17 protein-coding genes are annotated in these 16,897 nt (G+C 73.7%); 7 read left to right on the top strand and 10 right to left on the bottom strand.

Translation table 11 applies throughout. The features are described from left to right. Positions 1–4: 4 nt before the first annotated feature. On the bottom strand, positions 5–370 hold the full coding sequence (locus CHF16_RS12150; protein WP_089326090.1) for a PH domain-containing protein: 366 nt from the start codon (positions 368–370) through the stop codon (positions 5–7). 69 nt (positions 371–439) lie between these two features. Beyond that, a complete protein-coding gene (locus tag CHF16_RS12145; RefSeq protein ID WP_218826635.1) occupies positions 440–892 on the bottom strand; it encodes a MarR family winged helix-turn-helix transcriptional regulator in 453 nt (150 codons plus the stop codon). A gap of 101 nt (positions 893–993) precedes the next feature. Here CHF16_RS12145 and CHF16_RS12140 point away from each other — a divergent pair, with 101 nt between their 5' ends. From CHF16_RS12140 to CHF16_RS12125, 4 genes are all read left to right on the top strand, one after another. Further along, complete coding sequence (locus CHF16_RS12140) at positions 994–1,998, top strand: SMP-30/gluconolactonase/LRE family protein (RefSeq protein WP_089326088.1); 1,005 nt, start codon at positions 994–996, stop codon at positions 1,996–1,998. A gap of 231 nt (positions 1,999–2,229) precedes the next feature. Next, positions 2,230–3,312 carry a multicopper oxidase family protein gene (locus CHF16_RS12135; protein ID WP_089326087.1) on the top strand — a complete coding sequence of 361 codons (1,083 nt, stop codon included), beginning with the start codon at positions 2,230–2,232 and terminating at the stop codon, positions 3,310–3,312. A 55-nt stretch (positions 3,313–3,367) separates the two neighbouring features. Beyond that, complete coding sequence (locus CHF16_RS12130) at positions 3,368–4,882, top strand: multicopper oxidase domain-containing protein (RefSeq protein ID WP_089326086.1); 1,515 nt, start codon at positions 3,368–3,370, stop codon at positions 4,880–4,882. A gap of 20 nt (positions 4,883–4,902) precedes the next feature. Further along, positions 4,903–5,391 carry a hypothetical protein gene (locus CHF16_RS12125; RefSeq protein ID WP_143227955.1) on the top strand — a complete coding sequence of 163 codons (489 nt, stop codon included), beginning with the start codon at positions 4,903–4,905 and terminating at the stop codon, positions 5,389–5,391. Positions 5,392–5,469: 78 nt separating this feature from the next. Here the strand turns inward: CHF16_RS12125 and CHF16_RS12120 are convergent, their stop codons facing one another. The 7 genes from CHF16_RS12120 to CHF16_RS12090 form a co-directional block, all read right to left on the bottom strand. Next, the gene (locus tag CHF16_RS12120) at positions 5,470–6,216 is read right to left on the bottom strand and encodes a helix-turn-helix transcriptional regulator (protein ID WP_089326084.1); all 747 of its coding nucleotides are present in this window, start codon (positions 6,214–6,216) and stop codon (positions 5,470–5,472) included. 55 nt (positions 6,217–6,271) lie between these two features. Further along, complete coding sequence (locus tag CHF16_RS12115; RefSeq protein ID WP_089326083.1) at positions 6,272–6,592, bottom strand: GroES family chaperonin; 321 nt, start codon at positions 6,590–6,592, stop codon at positions 6,272–6,274. Between the two features lie 10 nt (positions 6,593–6,602). Further along, positions 6,603–7,511, bottom strand: coding sequence for an NAD-dependent epimerase/dehydratase family protein (locus CHF16_RS12110; RefSeq protein WP_089326180.1), 909 nt, complete (start codon positions 7,509–7,511; stop codon positions 6,603–6,605). A gap of 43 nt (positions 7,512–7,554) precedes the next feature. Continuing rightward, positions 7,555–8,325 (bottom strand): serine protease, encoded by a 771-nt coding sequence (locus CHF16_RS12105; RefSeq protein ID WP_089326082.1) that lies wholly within the window; start codon positions 8,323–8,325, stop codon positions 7,555–7,557. Further along, the gene (locus tag CHF16_RS12100; RefSeq protein ID WP_089326081.1) at positions 8,295–9,275 is read right to left on the bottom strand and encodes a DMT family transporter; all 981 of its coding nucleotides are present in this window, start codon (positions 9,273–9,275) and stop codon (positions 8,295–8,297) included. Before CHF16_RS12100 ends, CHF16_RS12105 begins: the two co-directional genes overlap by 31 nt. 117 nt (positions 9,276–9,392) lie before the next feature. Beyond that, positions 9,393–10,166, bottom strand: coding sequence for an SDR family NAD(P)-dependent oxidoreductase (locus CHF16_RS12095; protein ID WP_089326080.1), 774 nt, complete (start codon positions 10,164–10,166; stop codon positions 9,393–9,395). Between the two features lie 9 nt (positions 10,167–10,175). Beyond that, a complete protein-coding gene (locus tag CHF16_RS12090; protein ID WP_089326079.1) occupies positions 10,176–11,627 on the bottom strand; it encodes a flavin-containing monooxygenase in 1,452 nt (483 codons plus the stop codon). Between the two features lie 232 nt (positions 11,628–11,859). Between CHF16_RS12090 and CHF16_RS12085 the strand changes: the two genes are divergently transcribed. Genes CHF16_RS12085 through CHF16_RS12075 form a run of 3 tightly spaced genes read left to right on the top strand, consistent with a single transcriptional unit; the run spans position 11,860 to position 16,216 of the window. Next, positions 11,860–13,512, top strand: a complete 1,653-nt coding sequence (locus CHF16_RS12085; protein WP_089326078.1) for a DUF4132 domain-containing protein — start codon at positions 11,860–11,862, stop codon at positions 13,510–13,512. After that, complete coding sequence (locus CHF16_RS12080; protein WP_089326077.1) at positions 13,512–15,824, top strand: DUF4132 domain-containing protein; 2,313 nt, start codon at positions 13,512–13,514, stop codon at positions 15,822–15,824. Before CHF16_RS12085 ends, CHF16_RS12080 begins: the two co-directional genes overlap by 1 nt. Next, the gene (locus CHF16_RS12075; RefSeq protein WP_089326076.1) at positions 15,824–16,216 is read left to right on the top strand and encodes a hypothetical protein; all 393 of its coding nucleotides are present in this window, start codon (positions 15,824–15,826) and stop codon (positions 16,214–16,216) included. Before CHF16_RS12080 ends, CHF16_RS12075 begins: the two co-directional genes overlap by 1 nt. On the opposite strand, the gene CHF16_RS12070 is transcribed toward CHF16_RS12075, so the two are convergent. After that, complete coding sequence (locus CHF16_RS12070) at positions 16,213–16,878, bottom strand: LuxR family transcriptional regulator (protein WP_089326075.1); 666 nt, start codon at positions 16,876–16,878, stop codon at positions 16,213–16,215. The two genes, CHF16_RS12075 and CHF16_RS12070, sit on opposite strands and share 4 nt — an antisense overlap. Positions 16,879–16,897: the final 19 nt, after the last annotated feature.

Raw genomic sequence — 16,897 nt, 5'->3', positions numbered from 1 at the left:
CGCGCTAGGAGATGTACTGCAGGATCACGTTGTGGACGTGGTGGCTCTTGTCGCTGCCGCGGAACTCGATCTCGTAGGTGTGCGTGCCGACGTTGATCGCGATCGACCCGGTGGAGAAGTAGGACCCGGCCCACGACTTGTTGCTGACCACGCTCACCGAGGTGATCTTCGAGTAGGGCACGCTGGTGATCGCGTACTTCTTGCCGGCGAAGCTCCGGTCCTGGATGATCACTCGCCGGTCGGTGAGGCCGATGAACCCGGTGCCCGTCCCGACCGCGTCATAGACCGCGATGATCTGCTCGCCGGGGAGCAGCCCGCTCTCGATCTGCTTGAGCTGGCCCGACCTGTCGTGCTGGATCCCGTCGCCCATCGGTTCCTCCAGTGCTCGGTGTGCCGGTTCGACGGACGGGCGGTCCGCCCCGTTCCGTAGGGGAGTGTCTCAGCCCTCGCGCGGGGCGCGGGCGGCTTCGAGGAAGCCGATGCAGCGGCCGAGCAGCGCGATGAGCGTCTCCCGCTCGGCGTCGGTGAACTCGGCGGCGAGCCCCCGCTCGACCCTGACCGCGCGGGCGTCGGCGTCCGCCAGCACCTTCTCGCCCTCGGCGGTGAGCCGGGTCTCCAGGATGTTGCGGTGCCACTCGTGCGGGGTGCGCTCGATCAGCCCCCGCTCCTGGAGGTTCTTCAGGACGGTGTTCATCGTCGGCGGGGTGACCAGGCACGCGCGGGCCAGCGCGGCGGCCGACATGCCGGGGTTGTCGGCGAGGTGGAGCAGGGCGGCGTACTGCGGCACGGTGAGCCCGCTCGGACGCAGCGCCGCGGACTTGGCCCCGTTGAGCGCCTGCTCGGCGTGCTTGAGGTGGGAGCCGATCCGCTTCGAGGCGGGCATCGAGGTCATCTCCGCATGGTATCGGGGCGCGAACATAAGTCCGTTGACGAGCATTAGAGTTCTAACTATCGTACGTATCCGTTCTAATGTATTAACTCGAACGGAGACGCATGTCCCGCCTTCACCGCTCCACCGCGGCCACCGCGGTCGCCGCCGCCCTCGCGGTCCTGCCCGCGTCCGTCGCCGCGGCCCCGCCCGCCGCCGCCCACGCGGCGCCGCACCGGGCGCGGATCTCCACGGCCCATGTGCTGCCGGGCGACCGCGTCTACCCGGAGGGCATCGCCGCCGACCCCGGCACCGGCGCGCTCTACGCCGGGTCCTTCGCGGACGGCACGATCTACCGGATGCGGCCCGGCCTGCGCACCGCCGAGGTCTTCCTTCCGGCGGGCGCGGACGGCCGCCACACCGCCAACGGGCTCGAGGTCGATCGCGCCGGGCGGCTCTGGGTGACCGACTCCTCGTCCGGCGTCGCGGTGTACGACACCCGGACCCGGCGGCTGCTCGCCCGCTTCACCGTCCCCGGCGAGGACCGGCGGTTCGTCAACGACCTCGCCATCGCCCCGGACGGCACCGCCTACCTGACCGACAGCGCCCGCTCCGCCGTCTACCGCGTCACGCTCCGCGACCTGGCCGCGGCCCGCGGCGGGACCGGGACGCTGGCGGTTGCCTTCGACCTGGACGGCGTCCTCGACCCGCACGGCCCCGCCGACTTCACCCTCAACGGGATCGTCGCCGACCCGGCCGGGCGGTTCCTGCTCACCGACGACATGCTCGGCGGCGACCTCTACCGGCTCGACCCGGCGACCGGCGCGGTGCGCAGGGTCGTCCTCCAGGGCGGCGACATGCACAACGCCGACGGGCTCGAACTCCAGCACGGGCGGCTCTGGACGGCCAACAACCTCGACAACGTCCTCACCCGGTGGCGCGTGGCGCCCGACGGTGCGCGGGCCCGGCTCGAACGCCGGCTGGCGGACCCCGGGCTTCAGGTGCCGACGACGCTCGTCCGCCGGCACGGGACGCTCTACGTGGTGCGCTCGCAGTTCGACAAGGGCGGCCCGCTCGGGGACGGCGTCCCCGAGACGCCCTTCACCATCGCCGCGGTGCGCGGCATCTGAGGGGCGGAGAAAAAAACCAGTGTATTTGGTGTAAATCCCGGCGGCGCGGCGGGGCGGGGAGACCGTCCGACGGGTCGATGCCCTCGCCCCGACCGCGCACCTGACCAGCAGGTTCTTGAACACTCCGGCGCTGTGCGGCGCCTCACAGTGCGCGCCTATGGACGCACCCCTGCTTCCTCCAATAAAAACTAGCCTGCTAGTAAAAAATCGGGCCCGAGAGGGGTCGGCAGGATGGACGGAGCAAGATCGAGGGTGCTCGTCGCGGCGCTCGCGTTCGCGGTCGCGCTGACCGTGGCGCTGTGGACGCTCCCGCGCGGCAACCCGGCGGAGGCGTCGCACTCCGCCGGTTCCGCGCACGCCGCGGAACCGGCGGAGGCGGCCGGGTCGCCCGCCGCGGAGCACGGCGGGACGTCGCACGACGCGTCCGGCGACGGCGGGTCGGACGGCTGGAAGGCCATGGACGACGCCATGGCGAAGCGGGACAAGAGCTTCCCCGCGGCAACCGAGGGCCAGGGCGGGCAGGACCTCGCCCCCAAGGTGCTGGCGGACGGCACCAAGGAGTTCCACCTGACGGCCAAGGCCGTGAAGTGGGAGGTCGAGCCCGGCAAGATCGTGGACGCCTGGGGCTTCAACGGCATGGTGCCGGGGCCGACGATCCGCGCGGACGTCGGCGACAAGGTCCGCATCGTGGTGAAGAACGAGCTGCCGGAGCCGACGAGCGTCCACTGGCACGGCATCCAGCTTCCGAACAGGATGGACGGCGTCCCGAACGTCACCCAGGACTCCATCAAGCCGGGGAAGACGTTCGCCTACGAGTTCCCGGTGACCCGGATCGCGGACACCTGGTACCACTCCCACTACAACGGCACCAAGCAGGTGAGCAGCGGCCTGTGGGGGGCGATCCAGTTCGGCGACGTCCCCACCCCGAACAAGGAGAAGGTCGCCCAGAAGCAGATCATCCAGATCCAGGACGCCGGCGTGATCGGGATGACGCTGAACGGGAAGTCGTTCCCGGCCACGAAGCCGCTGAAGGCGCGGGTCGGCGACTGGGTGCAGGTCACCTACGTCAACGCGGGCACGATGGCGCACCCGATGCACCTGCACGGCGTGGACCAGGTGATCATCGCCAAGGACGGGTTCCCGCTGGAGCGGACCTACAAGGCCGACACGGTCAACGTCGCGCCCGGCGAGCGCTACACCGTCCTCATCCACGCCGACCAGCCCGGCAAGTGGATCTGGCACTGCCACATCTTCCCCCACGCCGAGGGCTCCCAGGGCATGTTCGGCCTGGTCATGGAGATGCAGATCACCTGATCACGGCCCGCTGGGACCGCCCGAACCCCCCGTTTCGCACGACTGGAGTGAGTCCATGTCCACTACCGATGAGCCGTCCACCACCGATGAGCCGGACGCCCCGGCCTCCGGCGGACCGCCGGTTCCCGCCCGCGGGCGCTGGACGGCGGCGCTGAACGGATTCCTGCCCGCCGTCAGCGCGGCCCTCGCGCTCGGCCTGATCGTCGGGCTGCTGATGGTCGGCGCCGCGCCCGGTGGCCACCACCACGACGGGGCGCTCGCCTCGTCCGGGGACGGCGCCGCGCCGTCCTCCTCGTCCGGCGCGTCCCTGCCCGGGAAGGGCAAGAAGGTCACCCTCGAATTCGAAGAGGGCGACATGTACATCAAGCCGAACAAGGTCACCGTCCCGGCAGGTGCCGACGTCACGGTGCACGTCGTCAACAAGGGCAGCCAGGCGCACACCCTGAGCCTGCTGGGCAAGACGAACAAGCAGCTCGAACCCGGCAAGTCCGAGACCCAGCACTGGGGTGTGCTCACCGAGTCCACCCAGGCGTGGTGCGTCATCCCCGGTCACAAGGACGCGGGCATGCTCGTCGAGGTCAACGTGACCGGCGGTGAGAGCACCAAGGCGGCGGGCGCCGAGGCGAAGGGGACCGAGGCGGAGGGCGGCACGGCGGCCGCGGCGGGCTCCGGCGCGACCGGCGACACGGCGAACGCCAAGATCGACCCGGCCGCGAAGCCCGCCGCGGGATGGAAGCCGTTCGACCCGACGGCGCCCGCCGACGACGGCAAGGACGTCCACGAGGCCACCTTCACCGTCACCGAGAAGGAGATCGAGGTCGCGCCCGGCGTCAAGCAGACCCGGTGGACCTACAACGGCACCGCGCCCGGCCCCACGCTGCGCGGCAAGGTCGGCGACACCTTCCGGATCAAGCTGGTCAACAAGGGCTCGATGGGGCACTCCATCGACTTCCACGCCTCGAAGGTCGCGCCGAACGTCGAGATGCGGACCATCAAGCCGGGCGAGACGCTCGTCTACGAGTTCACGGCGCGGTTCTCCGGGATCTTCACCTACCACTGCGGGTCCGACCCGATGATCTACCACATGGGCAACGGCATGCACGGCGCCCTGATCGTCGACCCGCCGGACCTGCCGAAGGTCGACAAGGAGCTCGTGCTCATCCAGTCGGAGCTGTACCTCGGGCCGCAGGGCAAGCCGGGCGACCTGAAGAAGATGCAGGCCGGCGACTACGACGCGGTGGTCTTCAACGGCTACCACAACCAGTACGTCCACGCCCCGATCAAGGTGAAGCCGGGCGACCGGGTCCGCGTGTGGATCGACGACGGCGGACCGAACGAGAACATCGCCTTCCACGTCGTCGGGACGATCTTCGACACGGTCTGGAAGGAGGGCGCCTACACGCTGCGCAAGGGCAACAAGGAGAAGGGCGGCGCGCAGGTCCTCGACCTCCAGCCCACCCAGGGCGGCTTCGTCGAGTTCACCCTCCCCGACGCCGGCACCTACCCGTTCCTCGGCCACAAGATGAAGAACATGGCCGCCGGCGGCCTCGGCGTCTTCCAGGTCGGCTGACCTTTCCCATGGAGGTGACCATGACAACCACCGAAGCCGCGAGGACGGCCCTACCGGCGGCCTCGCCCGCGCGTACGGCCAGGCGCGCCGCGGCGGCCTGCTCCGTGCTCGCCGCGCTCGTCCACTACGCCGTCGTGCCGGAGCACCTCGACGAGTGGTGGGCCTACGGCGTCTTCTTCAGCGCGATCGGCATGTTCCAGCTCATGTGGGCCGTGCTCGCGCACACCGGCGACGAGCGGCCGGTGCTGCTGTCCGGGCTCGCCGTCAACCTCGGCGTCCTCGCCCTCTGGGCGGTGAGCCGGACGAGCGGCCTGCCGTTCGGGCCCGAGCCGGGGGAGGCGGAGCCGGCCGGCGTCCTCGACGTGCTCAGCGGCGCCGCCGAACTGGTGCTGATCGCCGGGATCGTACTCGCCCTGCGCGGCTCGCGCCGCCGGCCCGCCGGGGAGCCGGCGGACCCTGCCGCGGCGGAAGCCGCCGCCGGCGCGGAACCCGCCGGCGAGGGCGGGTGAGGCGCACCCATCCCGACGCGTGGGCCCGCGGGCACCCCGGAAGGGGACCCGCGGGCCCACGCGCACGCGTCCGGTCTCTCAGTGCCCGGTGTCGTGGGTGCGCCGCAGGTACGCCAGGCAGAGGTGCGGCTCCACCAGCGGGTCGAGCCGGTCCGCCGCCAGCGGCACGCCCATCTCGGTGAGCGCGCCCTGGATCAGGCCGAGGTGCAGCGGGCACACGACGTCCGCGTGCCGTTCGGCGACCGTGCCGAAGGGGCAGTTGCGCACCCGGATGCGCACCTCCTCCGGGCCGTCCCGGCCGTCCTGGCCGCCGGGACCGTCCGGGCCGGGGTGGTCCGCGCCGTGCTCGATCTCGGGCCGGAAGCCCATGTCCGCCATCATCCGGTCGAGGCGCTCCAGCGCCTCCGCCGTGCCGAGCCGCTGGAACGGGGCGGGCGGGTCGGCGAGATGGCGGCCCCAGGCGCGGCCCGCCTCGATCGCGGCGCCCTCGGGGTCGGGCAGCATCCCGGAGACCAGGCTCGCCAGCATCTCGGCGAGCAGCCGGTAGCTGTGCCGGCCGTCCGGCGCCTCGGCGCGGTACACCATGCGCGGGCGGCCCGGCCGGTCGCGGCCCTCGGGGACGCGGCGCACCAGGCCGGCCTCCGCGAGCCCGTCGAGATGGAAGCGGGTGGTGTTGGGATGCAGCCCGGCCCGCTCGGCGATCTCGCGCACGCCGAGCGGCGCGGCGCCCGCCTCGCGGACCACCCGCAGGACCCGGGCGCGGCTGCCGCCGAGCCCCGCCTCGGCCGCCGCCGGCTCCGCGTCCACCCATTCGCGGTCGTCCATGGCCCGAGTTTATGCATATCCACTAGTGAAAAACGGCGGGCGGGCCGGGACGCGGTCAGAGGTAGAGGCCGGTACCGTGCTCGGGGCGCTCGCTGGCGATGGCGTGCAGGTCGCGCTCGCGCATGACCAGGTAGTTCTCGCCCTGGATCTCGACCTCGTACTGGTCGCCGGGGTGGAACAGCACGCGGTCGCCGGGCTTGACGATCCGCACGTGGTGGCCGACCCCGCAGACCTCGCCCCACACCAGGCGGTTCCCCTGCTCGACGGTCGCGGGGATGACGATGCCGCCGGTGCTGCGGCGCTCTCCGCTGTCCTTCTCGACCTTGATCATGACACGGTCGTGCAGCATCTGGACTTCGAACTTGGGCTCCGACACGCCGGCGAGTTTATCCGTCCGCGCGGGTCAGGGCGTCCCACGAGCCGGCGATGATCTCCGGCAGCGCGGAGCGCGCGGGGCGCCAGCCGAGGTCGCGGCGGATCGCGGCGGCGTCGCAGACCAGCACCGGGGCCTCGGGACGGGCGGGCCGGCGGCGGACCGGGACCGGCCGCCCGGTCACCTCCTCGACCGCCGCGACGACCTCGCTCACGGCGGCGCCGGTGCCGCTGCCGACGTTGTAGACGCGGTCCTCGCCGGGGCGGACCGCCTCAAGCGCCCGGACGTAGGCGGCGGCGAGGTCGTCCACGTGCAGGTACTCGCGGACGGCCCGGCCGTCGCCGTTGACGTCCAGGTGCGGGGCGTGCCCGGCGGCCACGGCGAGGGCCGCCGGGATCAGCCGGGTCCCGTCGGGGTCGACCCGGCCGTCCACCGACCCGGCGACGTTGAACGTGCGCAGGACGGCCGCGCCGATCGCGCCCGTCCGGGCGTGGGACCGGACGGCCTGCTCGGCGGCCAGCTTCGACGCCCCGTAGGGGCTGGCGGGCGCCGTCGCCTCGGTCTCCGGGATGGGCTGGCGCTCCGGCGTCCCGTACACCGCCGCCGTGGAGCCGAACACGACCCGGTCCGCGGCGACGGCCTCCAGCAGGTTCACCGTGCCCTGCACGTTGGCGGTGAAGTACGGCAGCGGCCGCTCGAACGACTCGCGGACGCGGGTGAGCGCGGCGAGGTGGCACACGCCGTCGTAGGGGCCGCGGGGGAGCCCGTCCGGGGCGAGGAGGTCGCCGCGGACGGCGCGCACCCCGGCCGGGAGCCCGGCGTCCCGCCGCACCAGCCCGTCGACCTCGTGCCCGGCGGCGGCGAGCCGCCGCCCGACCGCGTACCCGATGTACCCCGCCGCCCCCGTCACCAGCACGCGCATGCCCGCCAGCATCCAGCCCCGGCGCCGCAGGTTCAACCCGCGGTCACGGCAGGGAGTCGAGCCGCGCGTACACGCCGGGGTAGCCGGGCTCGGCGCAGCCGCGCCCCCAGGACGTCAGCGCGACGACGCGGCCGCGCACCAGCAGCGGCCCGCCGCTGTCGAACTGGCACGAGTCGGCGGTGTCCGACCCGGCGCACAGCATGTCCGACGGGTCGAACGCCTCGCCGTAGGCGCGCCTGCACGCCGCGTCGCCCGGCAGCGGGACGTCCGCCGCCCGCAACCGGGTGTTGAACAGGTCGTTCTCGGCCGTGAAGCCCCATCCGGCGATGCGCCCGGTGCGGGCGGAGCCGGGCGAGCCGAGGACGGCGAGCGGCCGGCGCACCGGCCGCGCGAGGGTGAGGACGGCGAGGTCGTGGTGGCCGACGGTCTCGTCCTCGAACGACGTCTCCCGGTACTGCGGATGCACCCGCACCGACCGCACCGCGACCGTCTCGCCGCCCGCGCCGACGAGGTCGTCGCGGCCGAAGGTGGCCGTGAGCAGCCCCGGCAGCGACCGGAACAGCGTGACGCAGTGCGCCGCGGTCAGCACCCTGTCCGGCTTGATGAGCGCGCCGCCGCAGAACTGCCCGGACGGCCGGACGAAGAAGACCGGCGACCCGACCGCCGCCAGCCACGGGTGGGCCGAGGTCGAGGCGGGGGCGCCGCCCACGACGGCGGACGCGGGGGCCGCCAGCGGCGGCAGTGCGAGGAGCGGGAGCGCCAGGAGCGCGCCGAGCACCCCCGTCAGGAGGGGCCGGCGGGAGTGGAGGGCCATCTGGGCAATGTACGGGGATCGAGGGCGGCGTGCACGGTCTCGCGGGCGGCCGGTTCCGGCTCCTCGTGCCGGGGGAACAGCACCAGCGCGGCCAGCGCCAGCACGAACCCGAAGGCCCGCAGCGCGAACGGGCCGGCGTCGCGCGGCCAGTCCTCGCCGAACAGGACCGAGCTGCTGAGCAGCAGGTAGGACCGGCCGATGACGGTGAGCACGACCGCGATGATCGCGATCCGGCAGCGCTGCAGCGCGACCTGCAACTGCCCGAGCGCGATGGCGGCGAGGCCGATCGTCATCCACGGGTAGGCCGACTGCAGCACCGCCGTGAGGCTGCCGGTCTCCTCGTAGACGATCGAGATGCCGCGGATGCCGGCCTCGGCCAGCCCCGCGCACGCCCCGGCGCCGATCCCGTAGGCGACCCCGGCGAGCTTGCGGGCGTGCCGGCCGCTCGCCCGGCGGTCCCCGATCAGCCACACCAGCGCCGCGATGACGACCGCCGGCGCGCAGACCGAGATCATCAGCCACGGCCGGGCGAGGGTGCCGGCCAGCGTGGCGTCGGCGTGCAGCTCGCCCTCCTCGGTGGCGGAGAGCCCGATCAGCATCGTGGCGAGCACGAACAGCGCGACGCTCGTCCACTCGCGGACGCTGAGCCGCTCGCCGAGGAAGCGGACGGCGTACGCGACGAGCATCACCAGCGCCACCGCGAAGATCGGCTGCGCGACGGCGAGCGGCATCGCCGTGAACGCCACCACCTCGTAGCCGAGGCCGAGGAACAGCAGCAGCCCGCCGCCGAGCCACACCGGGTCGGTGAGCATCAGCCGGGCGACGCGGAACGGGCGGCCGCCCCGCAGCGGCTCCATCCGGCGGGCGGACGCGCGGAACACCAGGAACGCGATGTAGTAGGCGGTGGTCGCGACCAGGGCCAGGGCGGCATAACCCAGTTCGGAACCCATCGGGGAGGCACCTTTCGGCGGACGGGGTGGGGACGGGGCTTGTCGTTCGGCGCCATCGAATCGACCTGTCCTTGCAGACTGCCCGCTCCGCCCGACCGATGCAAGTGACTGCTTACGTTACGTTCGGTCGTACCGGCGGCCAGTGGTGGACGACAGCCGGGTGACCAGCCCGCGCGGGACGAGCCGGGCGGCGCCCGCGAGCACCTTGTACTGCGCGCCCGGGATGCTGATCGGCACGCCGCGCCGCAGGTCGCGCAGGGCGGTGTCCACGACGTCGTCCTTGTCGAGCCACATGAACTCCGGCAGGCCCGACATGTCCATGTTGGCGCGGTCGTGGAACTCGGTGCGCACGTAGCCGGGGCACAGCGCCATCACCCGGACGCCGCCGCGCGACCGCTGCCGCAGGTCGGCCGCGATGCCCTGGCTGAAGCTCACCACCCACGCCTTGGACGCCCCGTAGGTGCCGCGCGTCGCGAACGCCGCCATCGACGACACGTTGACCACCGCGCCCCGGCCGCGCTCCAGCATGCCCGGCAGCGCGGCGTGCGTGAGCCGCAGGACGGCCTCGCAGTGCACCTTGAGCATGGCCAGCTCGTCCGACACCGGGACGTCGAGGAAGACGCCCCGGTTGCCGAACCCGGCGTTGTTGACGAGCAGGTCGACGTCCTTGCGGACGCGCTCCACGGCCGCCGCCAGCCCGTCCTCGGCGGACAGGTCGGCGGCCAGGGCCTCGGCCCGGACGGCGTAGTGGTCGCGCAGCTCCGCGGCGGTCCGGTCCAGGCGCTCGGCGTCGCGGGCCAGCAGGACCAGGTCGAACCCGTCGGAGGCGAGGCGGCGGGCGAACGCGGCGCCGATGCCCGCGGTCGCTCCGGTGATGAAGGCGGTCGGCATGCTCCGAGCCTAGGCCGCCCGGCGCGCGGTGAAGTGGCGCGGGTCCGGACGGCGCGTCGCGCGGCGGTAGGCGAAGGTGAACCCGGGCCAGTTGTTGACCACCCTGCCGTCGGCCGTCATGTACCAGCTCCGGCAGCCGGACTCCCACACCGTCCGGCGCATCCGCTCGCGCATCTCGCGGGTGAAGGCGTCCTGGACGTCCGGCTTCACGTCGATCCAGGCGAGCCCGGCGCCGCGCAGCGCCTCGACGCAGCCGAGGACGTACCGGAACTGCGACTCCAGCATGTAGATGATCGAGTTGTGCCCGAGGTTGGTGTACGGGCCGTAGAGCAGGAACAGGTTCGGGAAGCCGCTGACCGTGATGCCGAGGTGCGCCTGCGCGCCGTCGCGCCACGCGTCGTTCAGCTCGCGGCCGTCCCGCCCGACGATCTTCATGGGGGCGAGGAAGTCGCCGGTGCTGAACCCGGTCCCGTACACGATGGCGTCCACGTCGTACGCGCGGCGGGCCGTCGCGACGCCGGACGGCGTGATGCGCTCGATCGGGTCGGTGACGAGGTCGACGTTGGGCCGGGCGAGGGCCGGGTAGTAGTCGCTGGAGATCAGGATCCGCTTGCAGCCCATCGGGTAGTCGGGGATCAGCGCGTCCCGCAGCGCGGGGTCGTCGATGCCGTCCTTCAGGGCGTTCTTGAACCGCTTCTCCAGCATCGCCATCAGCTTCGGGTACTTGATGAAGCCCAGCGCGCGCGCCTCGTACGCCAGGTACGTGTAGGCGCGGTTCAGCTCCCACAGCCCCGGGACGCTCTTCATGACGGCCTGCTGCCACGGCCGGTACACCCGGTCCGGCTTGTCGATCACCCAGGGCGCGGACCGCTGGAACAGCCGCAGCTCCGCCGCCTCCTTGGCGATCTCCGGGACGAACTGGATCGCGCTCGCGCCCGTCCCGATCACCGCGACGCGCTTGCCGCGCAGGTCGGCGCCGTGGTCCCAGCGGGCGGAGTGGAAGCTCGTCCCGGCGAACGCGTCGCGCCCCTCGATCTCCGGCAGCACCGGCCGGTTCAGCTGCCCGCACGCCGACACCAGCACCCGCGCCTCCAGGGCGCCGCCGGTGGTGGAGACGCGCCAGAGCGCGGCGTCCTCGTCGAAGCGCGCCTCGGTGACCTCGGTGCCGAAGCGGACCTTGTCCAGCACCCCGTACTTGCGCGCGCAGTGCCGCAGGTAGTCGAGGATCTCCGGCTGCGGCGGGAACCGGCGCGACCAGTCGGTCTTGCGCTCGAACGAGAACGAGTACAGGTGGGAGGGGACGTCGCACGCGGCGCCCGGATAGGTGTTGTCCCGCCAGGTGCCGCCGAGCCCGGCGGCCTTCTCCAGGACGACCACGTCGTGGACGCCCGCCTGCCGGAGCCGGATCGCCATCCCGATCCCGCCGAACCCGCTTCCGATGATCACCACGCTGTGCGCCATGGCCGTCCCGAACCTCGTTCTGTCGCGGTACCCCGAGCGTAGGTGACCATGAGGTCACTGACCAGGTGCCGGCATCGCCCGGTTGCCTGTCGGTCCCGTCTGCCAGCATCGCGCCATGCTGTGTTCCGCCGTGGGAAGTGGGGAGCCCGCCCCTGCCCGGGGGCCCGTCCCGGCGGCCCGCCGATCGCCGAAACACCGGGAACCCGCCGCGGCCTTCTGGAAAGATCACCCCATGTCAGACGACTCCGCCGACCTCCGGGCGCATCTGGACGCGCTCAACGCGCCCAGGCCGACCCGCGCCTGGCGCCGCCGCACGCTGGAACTCCTGGCCGACCCCGCCGCGCGCGACGAGGTGCTGCGCAGGGTGCGCTGGTACGCGACGAAGGAGCCGGACCTCGTCGGCGGCCGGCCGTTCTCCGACCCGTCGCTGCGCGCCGAGCCGGGCGGCCGCGGCCGGGTGTGGGCCGCCGCGCTGCTCGGCGACCCGGGCGTGATCCCGCTGCTGGACGTGATCGTGCGCCGCGCCGCCGGGGTGACCCGCGAGTTCGAGCCGTCGGCCAAGCTCGCGGGCGGGGCGGTCAACGCGCTCGGCGAGTTCTCCGACCCGCGCGCCCTGGACGTGCTGCGCGGGCTGGGCCGCGACGTCCGCTACCCGGGCCTCGGCCGGCAGATCGCCGCCGCCGTCGAGGCGGCGGCCGCCCGCCGCGGCATCACCCCCGCGCAGCTGGTGGAGCGCGGCGTCCCCGCGCACGGCCTCGGCCGCGACGGCTCCCTCGCCCGCGACATCGGCGCCTACCAGGCGGTCCTCGTCATCGCCGACCCGCTGACCGTGCGGCTCACCTTCACCGGCGCGGACGGCCGGCCGCTGCGCACCGTCCCGGGCGCGCTCAAGGTCCCGTACGCCGCCGAGATCAAGGAGCTGAAGTCACTGGTGAAGCAGGTCCGCGCGACGCTCGCCGCCGAGCGGACCCGGATCGAGGCGCTGATGGCGGTCGAGCGCGCCTGGCCCTACGCCGAATGGTGCGAGTACTACCGCGACCACCCCGTCACCGGCCCGGTCGCGCGCGGCCTGGTCTGGGAGTTCGAGGGGACGGGCGGCGTCTGGCACGCGGCCACCCCCGGCGAGGACGTGCTGGTGACGGTCGACGGCCGGGCGCTGCCCGACCCGCCCGCCGGCGCGCGGGTGCGCCTCTGGCATCCGGCGCGGGCGTTCCCGGGCGCGGTGCGGGCGTGGCGCGGCTTCGTGACCGGCAACCGGATGGTGCAGCCGTTCAAGCAGGCGTTCCGCGAGACCTACCGGCACGCCTGCCCGAGCGGCCGCCCCGCCGCCGGGCCGGGCCCGGAGTTCGACGGCGAGCTGCGGCGGGTCTTCGCCGAGGGCGAGTGGCGGGTCTCCCACCACGGCGGCACCCGGTTCGAGCGCAAGACCGCCGGCCGCTGGCGGGAGGTCCGCCCGGCGGACGTGCCGCCGCTGGTGTTCAGCGAGGGCGCGCGGGAGGTGGACCTGTTCGCCCGGGTCGCCTCGCTCACCGCGGAGGAGCCGTTCGGCGTCCCGTCCGCGAGCGCGGAGATCCGCGGGGACGTGCTGCGCCGCGTCCTGCCCGGCACCAGGATCGCCGGGCGCTGCGCGGTCGACGGCCGGTTCCTCGTCGTCCGCGGCGAGCTGCGCACGTACAAGATCCACCTGGATTCGGCGGAGGTGCTGATGGAACCCGGCAACACCCGGCTGCGCGTCGAACCCGGCCGCCGGCCGGTGCCGAAGGGGCTGTTCCTGCCCTTCGAGGACGAGCGGCTCACCCAGATCCTCGGTCTCGCCGCGCTGCTCGCCGCCGACCGCAGGATCAGCGACGAGGCCGTGCTGCGGCAGATCAGGCGGGGTGCGTGATGGACCTCGCCGCCCGGCTGCGGCGCGCCATGACCGCCCCGACCGACGCGGACCGCGCGGAATGGCGCGACTGGTACGCCGAACTGCCCCGGCTCTCCGACACCGAGCTCGGCGGGCTGCTGCCCACGGCCTACGGGCTCGGCCGCGCGCCGGACCACGTCTCGACCTGCGTCCGGTTCATGGTGGAGAACCAGGTGAAGGAGCGCCAGCCGCGCTTCACACCGGAGGCGTGCGAGCGCATGTTCGAAGCGCTCGTCGACGGGCTGTCGACCCGCACATGGGCGGACATCGCCCTGGGCGCGGCGACGCTCGCACGCTGCCCGGCCCCGTGGCCCGATCTCGCCGGCCCGGCGGGCAGGCTGGTCGAGTTCCTCATCGCCAGAGGGCGCGCCGAGGAGCCCTTCGCGCTCCTCGCGGTGAGCGGCCTCGCGGGAGACGGCGCCCTGCGGCGCACCGCGCGGCGCCTCCGCCGCGACCTGGCGGGCGAGATCGCGCTGGCCGAGGTCGGCGTCGCCGCCGGGCTCGCGCCCGAGGAGCGGGTCCTGCTGACCGAGCTGGGCCGCGGCCGCGGCTACAACTGCCCGCCGCCGCTCCCGGACGCCTGGGAGCGCGCCGCCGCGATCCCCGCCTACGCCCGCTTCGCCCGCGGTGCCCTGGAGACCGCGGCGGCCCGCGTGCGGGCGATCCAGGACGGCGAGATCCCCTACCGGGCCGACAAGGCGTTCACCGCCGACGAGGTCCAGTCCCTCGGCCGCGCCGCGCGCCTCGTGCTGCTGCTGGACGAGCCGTGGCTCCCCGCCTTCTTCGACCGCCTCCTCCCCGGCATCGCGATCGCGCCGACGCAGGCGAGGACGCTGCCGTCGCAGGCGCTGCTGTACGAGATCGGCCGCGCCGCGCAGGACTTCCCGACGCCCGAGCTGGTCGCCGCGATCCGCGAGGTCCGGCGGAACGTCCGGCACGCGGGCGTCCCCAAGCAGCTCGACAAGATGCTGAAGAAGGCCGACGCGGCCCTGGCCGGGCGCACCGAGGTCGCCCTCCGCCTCCCCGACCCCGGCCCGCTGCGCCGCGAACTCGGCGAGTACACCGCCGCGATCACGGTCACCGGCAAGGCCGAGCTGACCTTCGAGAAGGACGGCAAGGCGCTGAAGGGCGTCCCGGCGGCCGTCCGCCGCGACCACGGGGACGCGCTGAAGGAGCTGCGCGACCTCGTCAAGCGCACCGGCGCGCAGCTCGCCACCCTCGCCCGCGCCCTGGAGGGCGGGTTCGGCGTCGATGCCGCCCACCCCTTCGGGCGGTGGCGCGACACGCTCCTCCACCACACGGTCGCGGGGCCGACCGTCCGCGGCCTGATCTGGGAGATCGAGACCGCCCCCGGCGAGTGGCGGGCCGTCCTGCCCGCCGCGGACCCGGTCCCGGACGCCGCCGAGGACGCGCGCGTCCGGCTGTGGCATCCGATCAGGGCGGAGCCCGACGAGGTGCGGGCCTGGCGCGACCTGCTCGTCGAGCGGCGGATCAGGCAGCCGTTCAAGCAGGCGTTCCGCGAGATCTACCTGCTCACCCCGGCCGAGGAGGAGACCGCGACCTACTCCAACCGGTTCGCCGCGCACCTCGTCCACTACCGGCGGATGTTCGCGCTGTTCCGGGCGCGCGGGTGGGTCAGCGGGATGCTCGGGCCGTGGGACGGCGGCGGCGAGGACGAGGCCGAGCGGACCCTCGCGGGGGAGTGGCGGGTGCGGTTCTCCCACGTCCTCGCCGACTGGGCGGTGGAGGGGGAGATCGCCGGCACGAACCGGGTCGTGTTCGACCGCCGCGTGGACGGCGCCTGGCGGAGCGCGCGGCTCGCCGACGTCCCGCCGCTGGTGTTCAGCGAGGCGATGCGCGACGTCGACCTGTTCGTCGGCGTCGCCTCGATCGCCGCCGACCCGATGTGGGAGGACGGCGAGGGCCGCGAGTACTGGGAGCGCGCGCAGCACGCCGAACCGGACGAGACCGCCCGGACCCGCGCCGACGCGCTGGCGCGGATCCTGCCCCGCACGAAGATCGCCGACCGCTGCTCGCTCGACGGCCGGTACCTGGTCGTCCGCGGCGAGCTGCGCACTTACAAGATCCACCTGGGGTCGGCGAACATCGCGATGGAACCCGACGGCGCCTATCTGTGCATCGTGCCGGAGCGCCGCGCGCGAGGGGCCCAGGTGTTCCTGCCGTTCGAGGAGGAGCGGCTGTCGCTCATCCTGAGCAAGGCGTTCCTGCTCGCCGCCGACGACAAGATCACCGACGAGTCGATCCTGCTGCAGATCAAGCGAGGTGCGTGATGGGCGCGGTGACGTTCCGGGACGAGACCGCGGCGGGGCGGCCCGTCGCCGAGGTCCGGCTCGACGGGCTGCCGGAGCGGATGACCGTCCGCGAGCTGATCCGGCTCCGGGTCCGCGAGGAGGTCGCCCGGCACAACGCCCGGCCGTCCGACCGGTTCCACGGCCTGGTCCGGCCGGACGGCGCCGAGGCGGAGCTGAACGGCTACCGGCTGCGCGAGCCGCGCCGCGTCGACTGGGAGCGGCAGGCCGAGATCGCCGAGGCGGCGTTCCAGGCCAACGGCTTCTTCGTCCTCGCCGGCGACCGCCAGGTCGAGGACCTGGACGAGGAGGTCGACCTGACCACCGACCCCGACCTCGTCTTCATCAAGCTCGTGGCGCTCGCGGGCGGTTAGCCGAGCAGGCCGAACTCGTGGGCGCGAATGCCCGCCTGGAAGCGGGACCCGGCGTCCAGCAGGGTGAGGATCTCCGCGACGCGGCGCCGGTAGGTGCGCAGCGACATGCCGAGCCGCCGCGCCGCCGCCTCGTCCTTCAGCCCCTCGCCGAGCAGCCGCAGGATGTGCCGGCTCTCCGCGCTCAGCGCGGGCGGCCGGTCGCGGCGGTAGTCGGCGAGGTCGGCGGCCGTCTCCCAGGACGCCTGGTAGAGCGAGACGACGCCCTCCACCACGCCCGGCGACCGGACCACCGTGTACTCGCGCACCCCGGCCGCCGGCGGGCCCGCCAGGATCGCGACCCGCCGGTCCACGATGATCGTCTCGTGCGGGAGCGGGGCCGGGCAGATCCGCACGCGCACCCCGGCGCGGGCCAGCTCCACCAGCCGCCGCTCGGACTCCTCGTCCGCGAGCGCGGCCGGGGTGTAGAGCTTGCGGACGGCGGGACCGGGCCCGGCGCGGTGCCGCGCCGCGACGATCGCCTCCCGCGCCCCGGGCATCGCCCACGTGTGCATGTCCGTCGCGGCGCAGGCGAACTCCTCGCACGCCTGGAACAGCCGCCCGGCGCGCTCGACCAGCTCCGCCTCACCGCGCAGCACGACATTCCGGTCCAGATCGACAGTCATCGCCTCCGAGTCTGCCACG

The sequence above is a fragment of the Actinomadura meyerae genome, assembly GCF_900188445.1.
Lineage (GTDB): Bacteria > Actinomycetota > Actinomycetes > Streptosporangiales > Streptosporangiaceae > Spirillospora > Spirillospora meyerae.
This window is presented reverse-complemented; position numbering and strand designations above follow the sequence as displayed.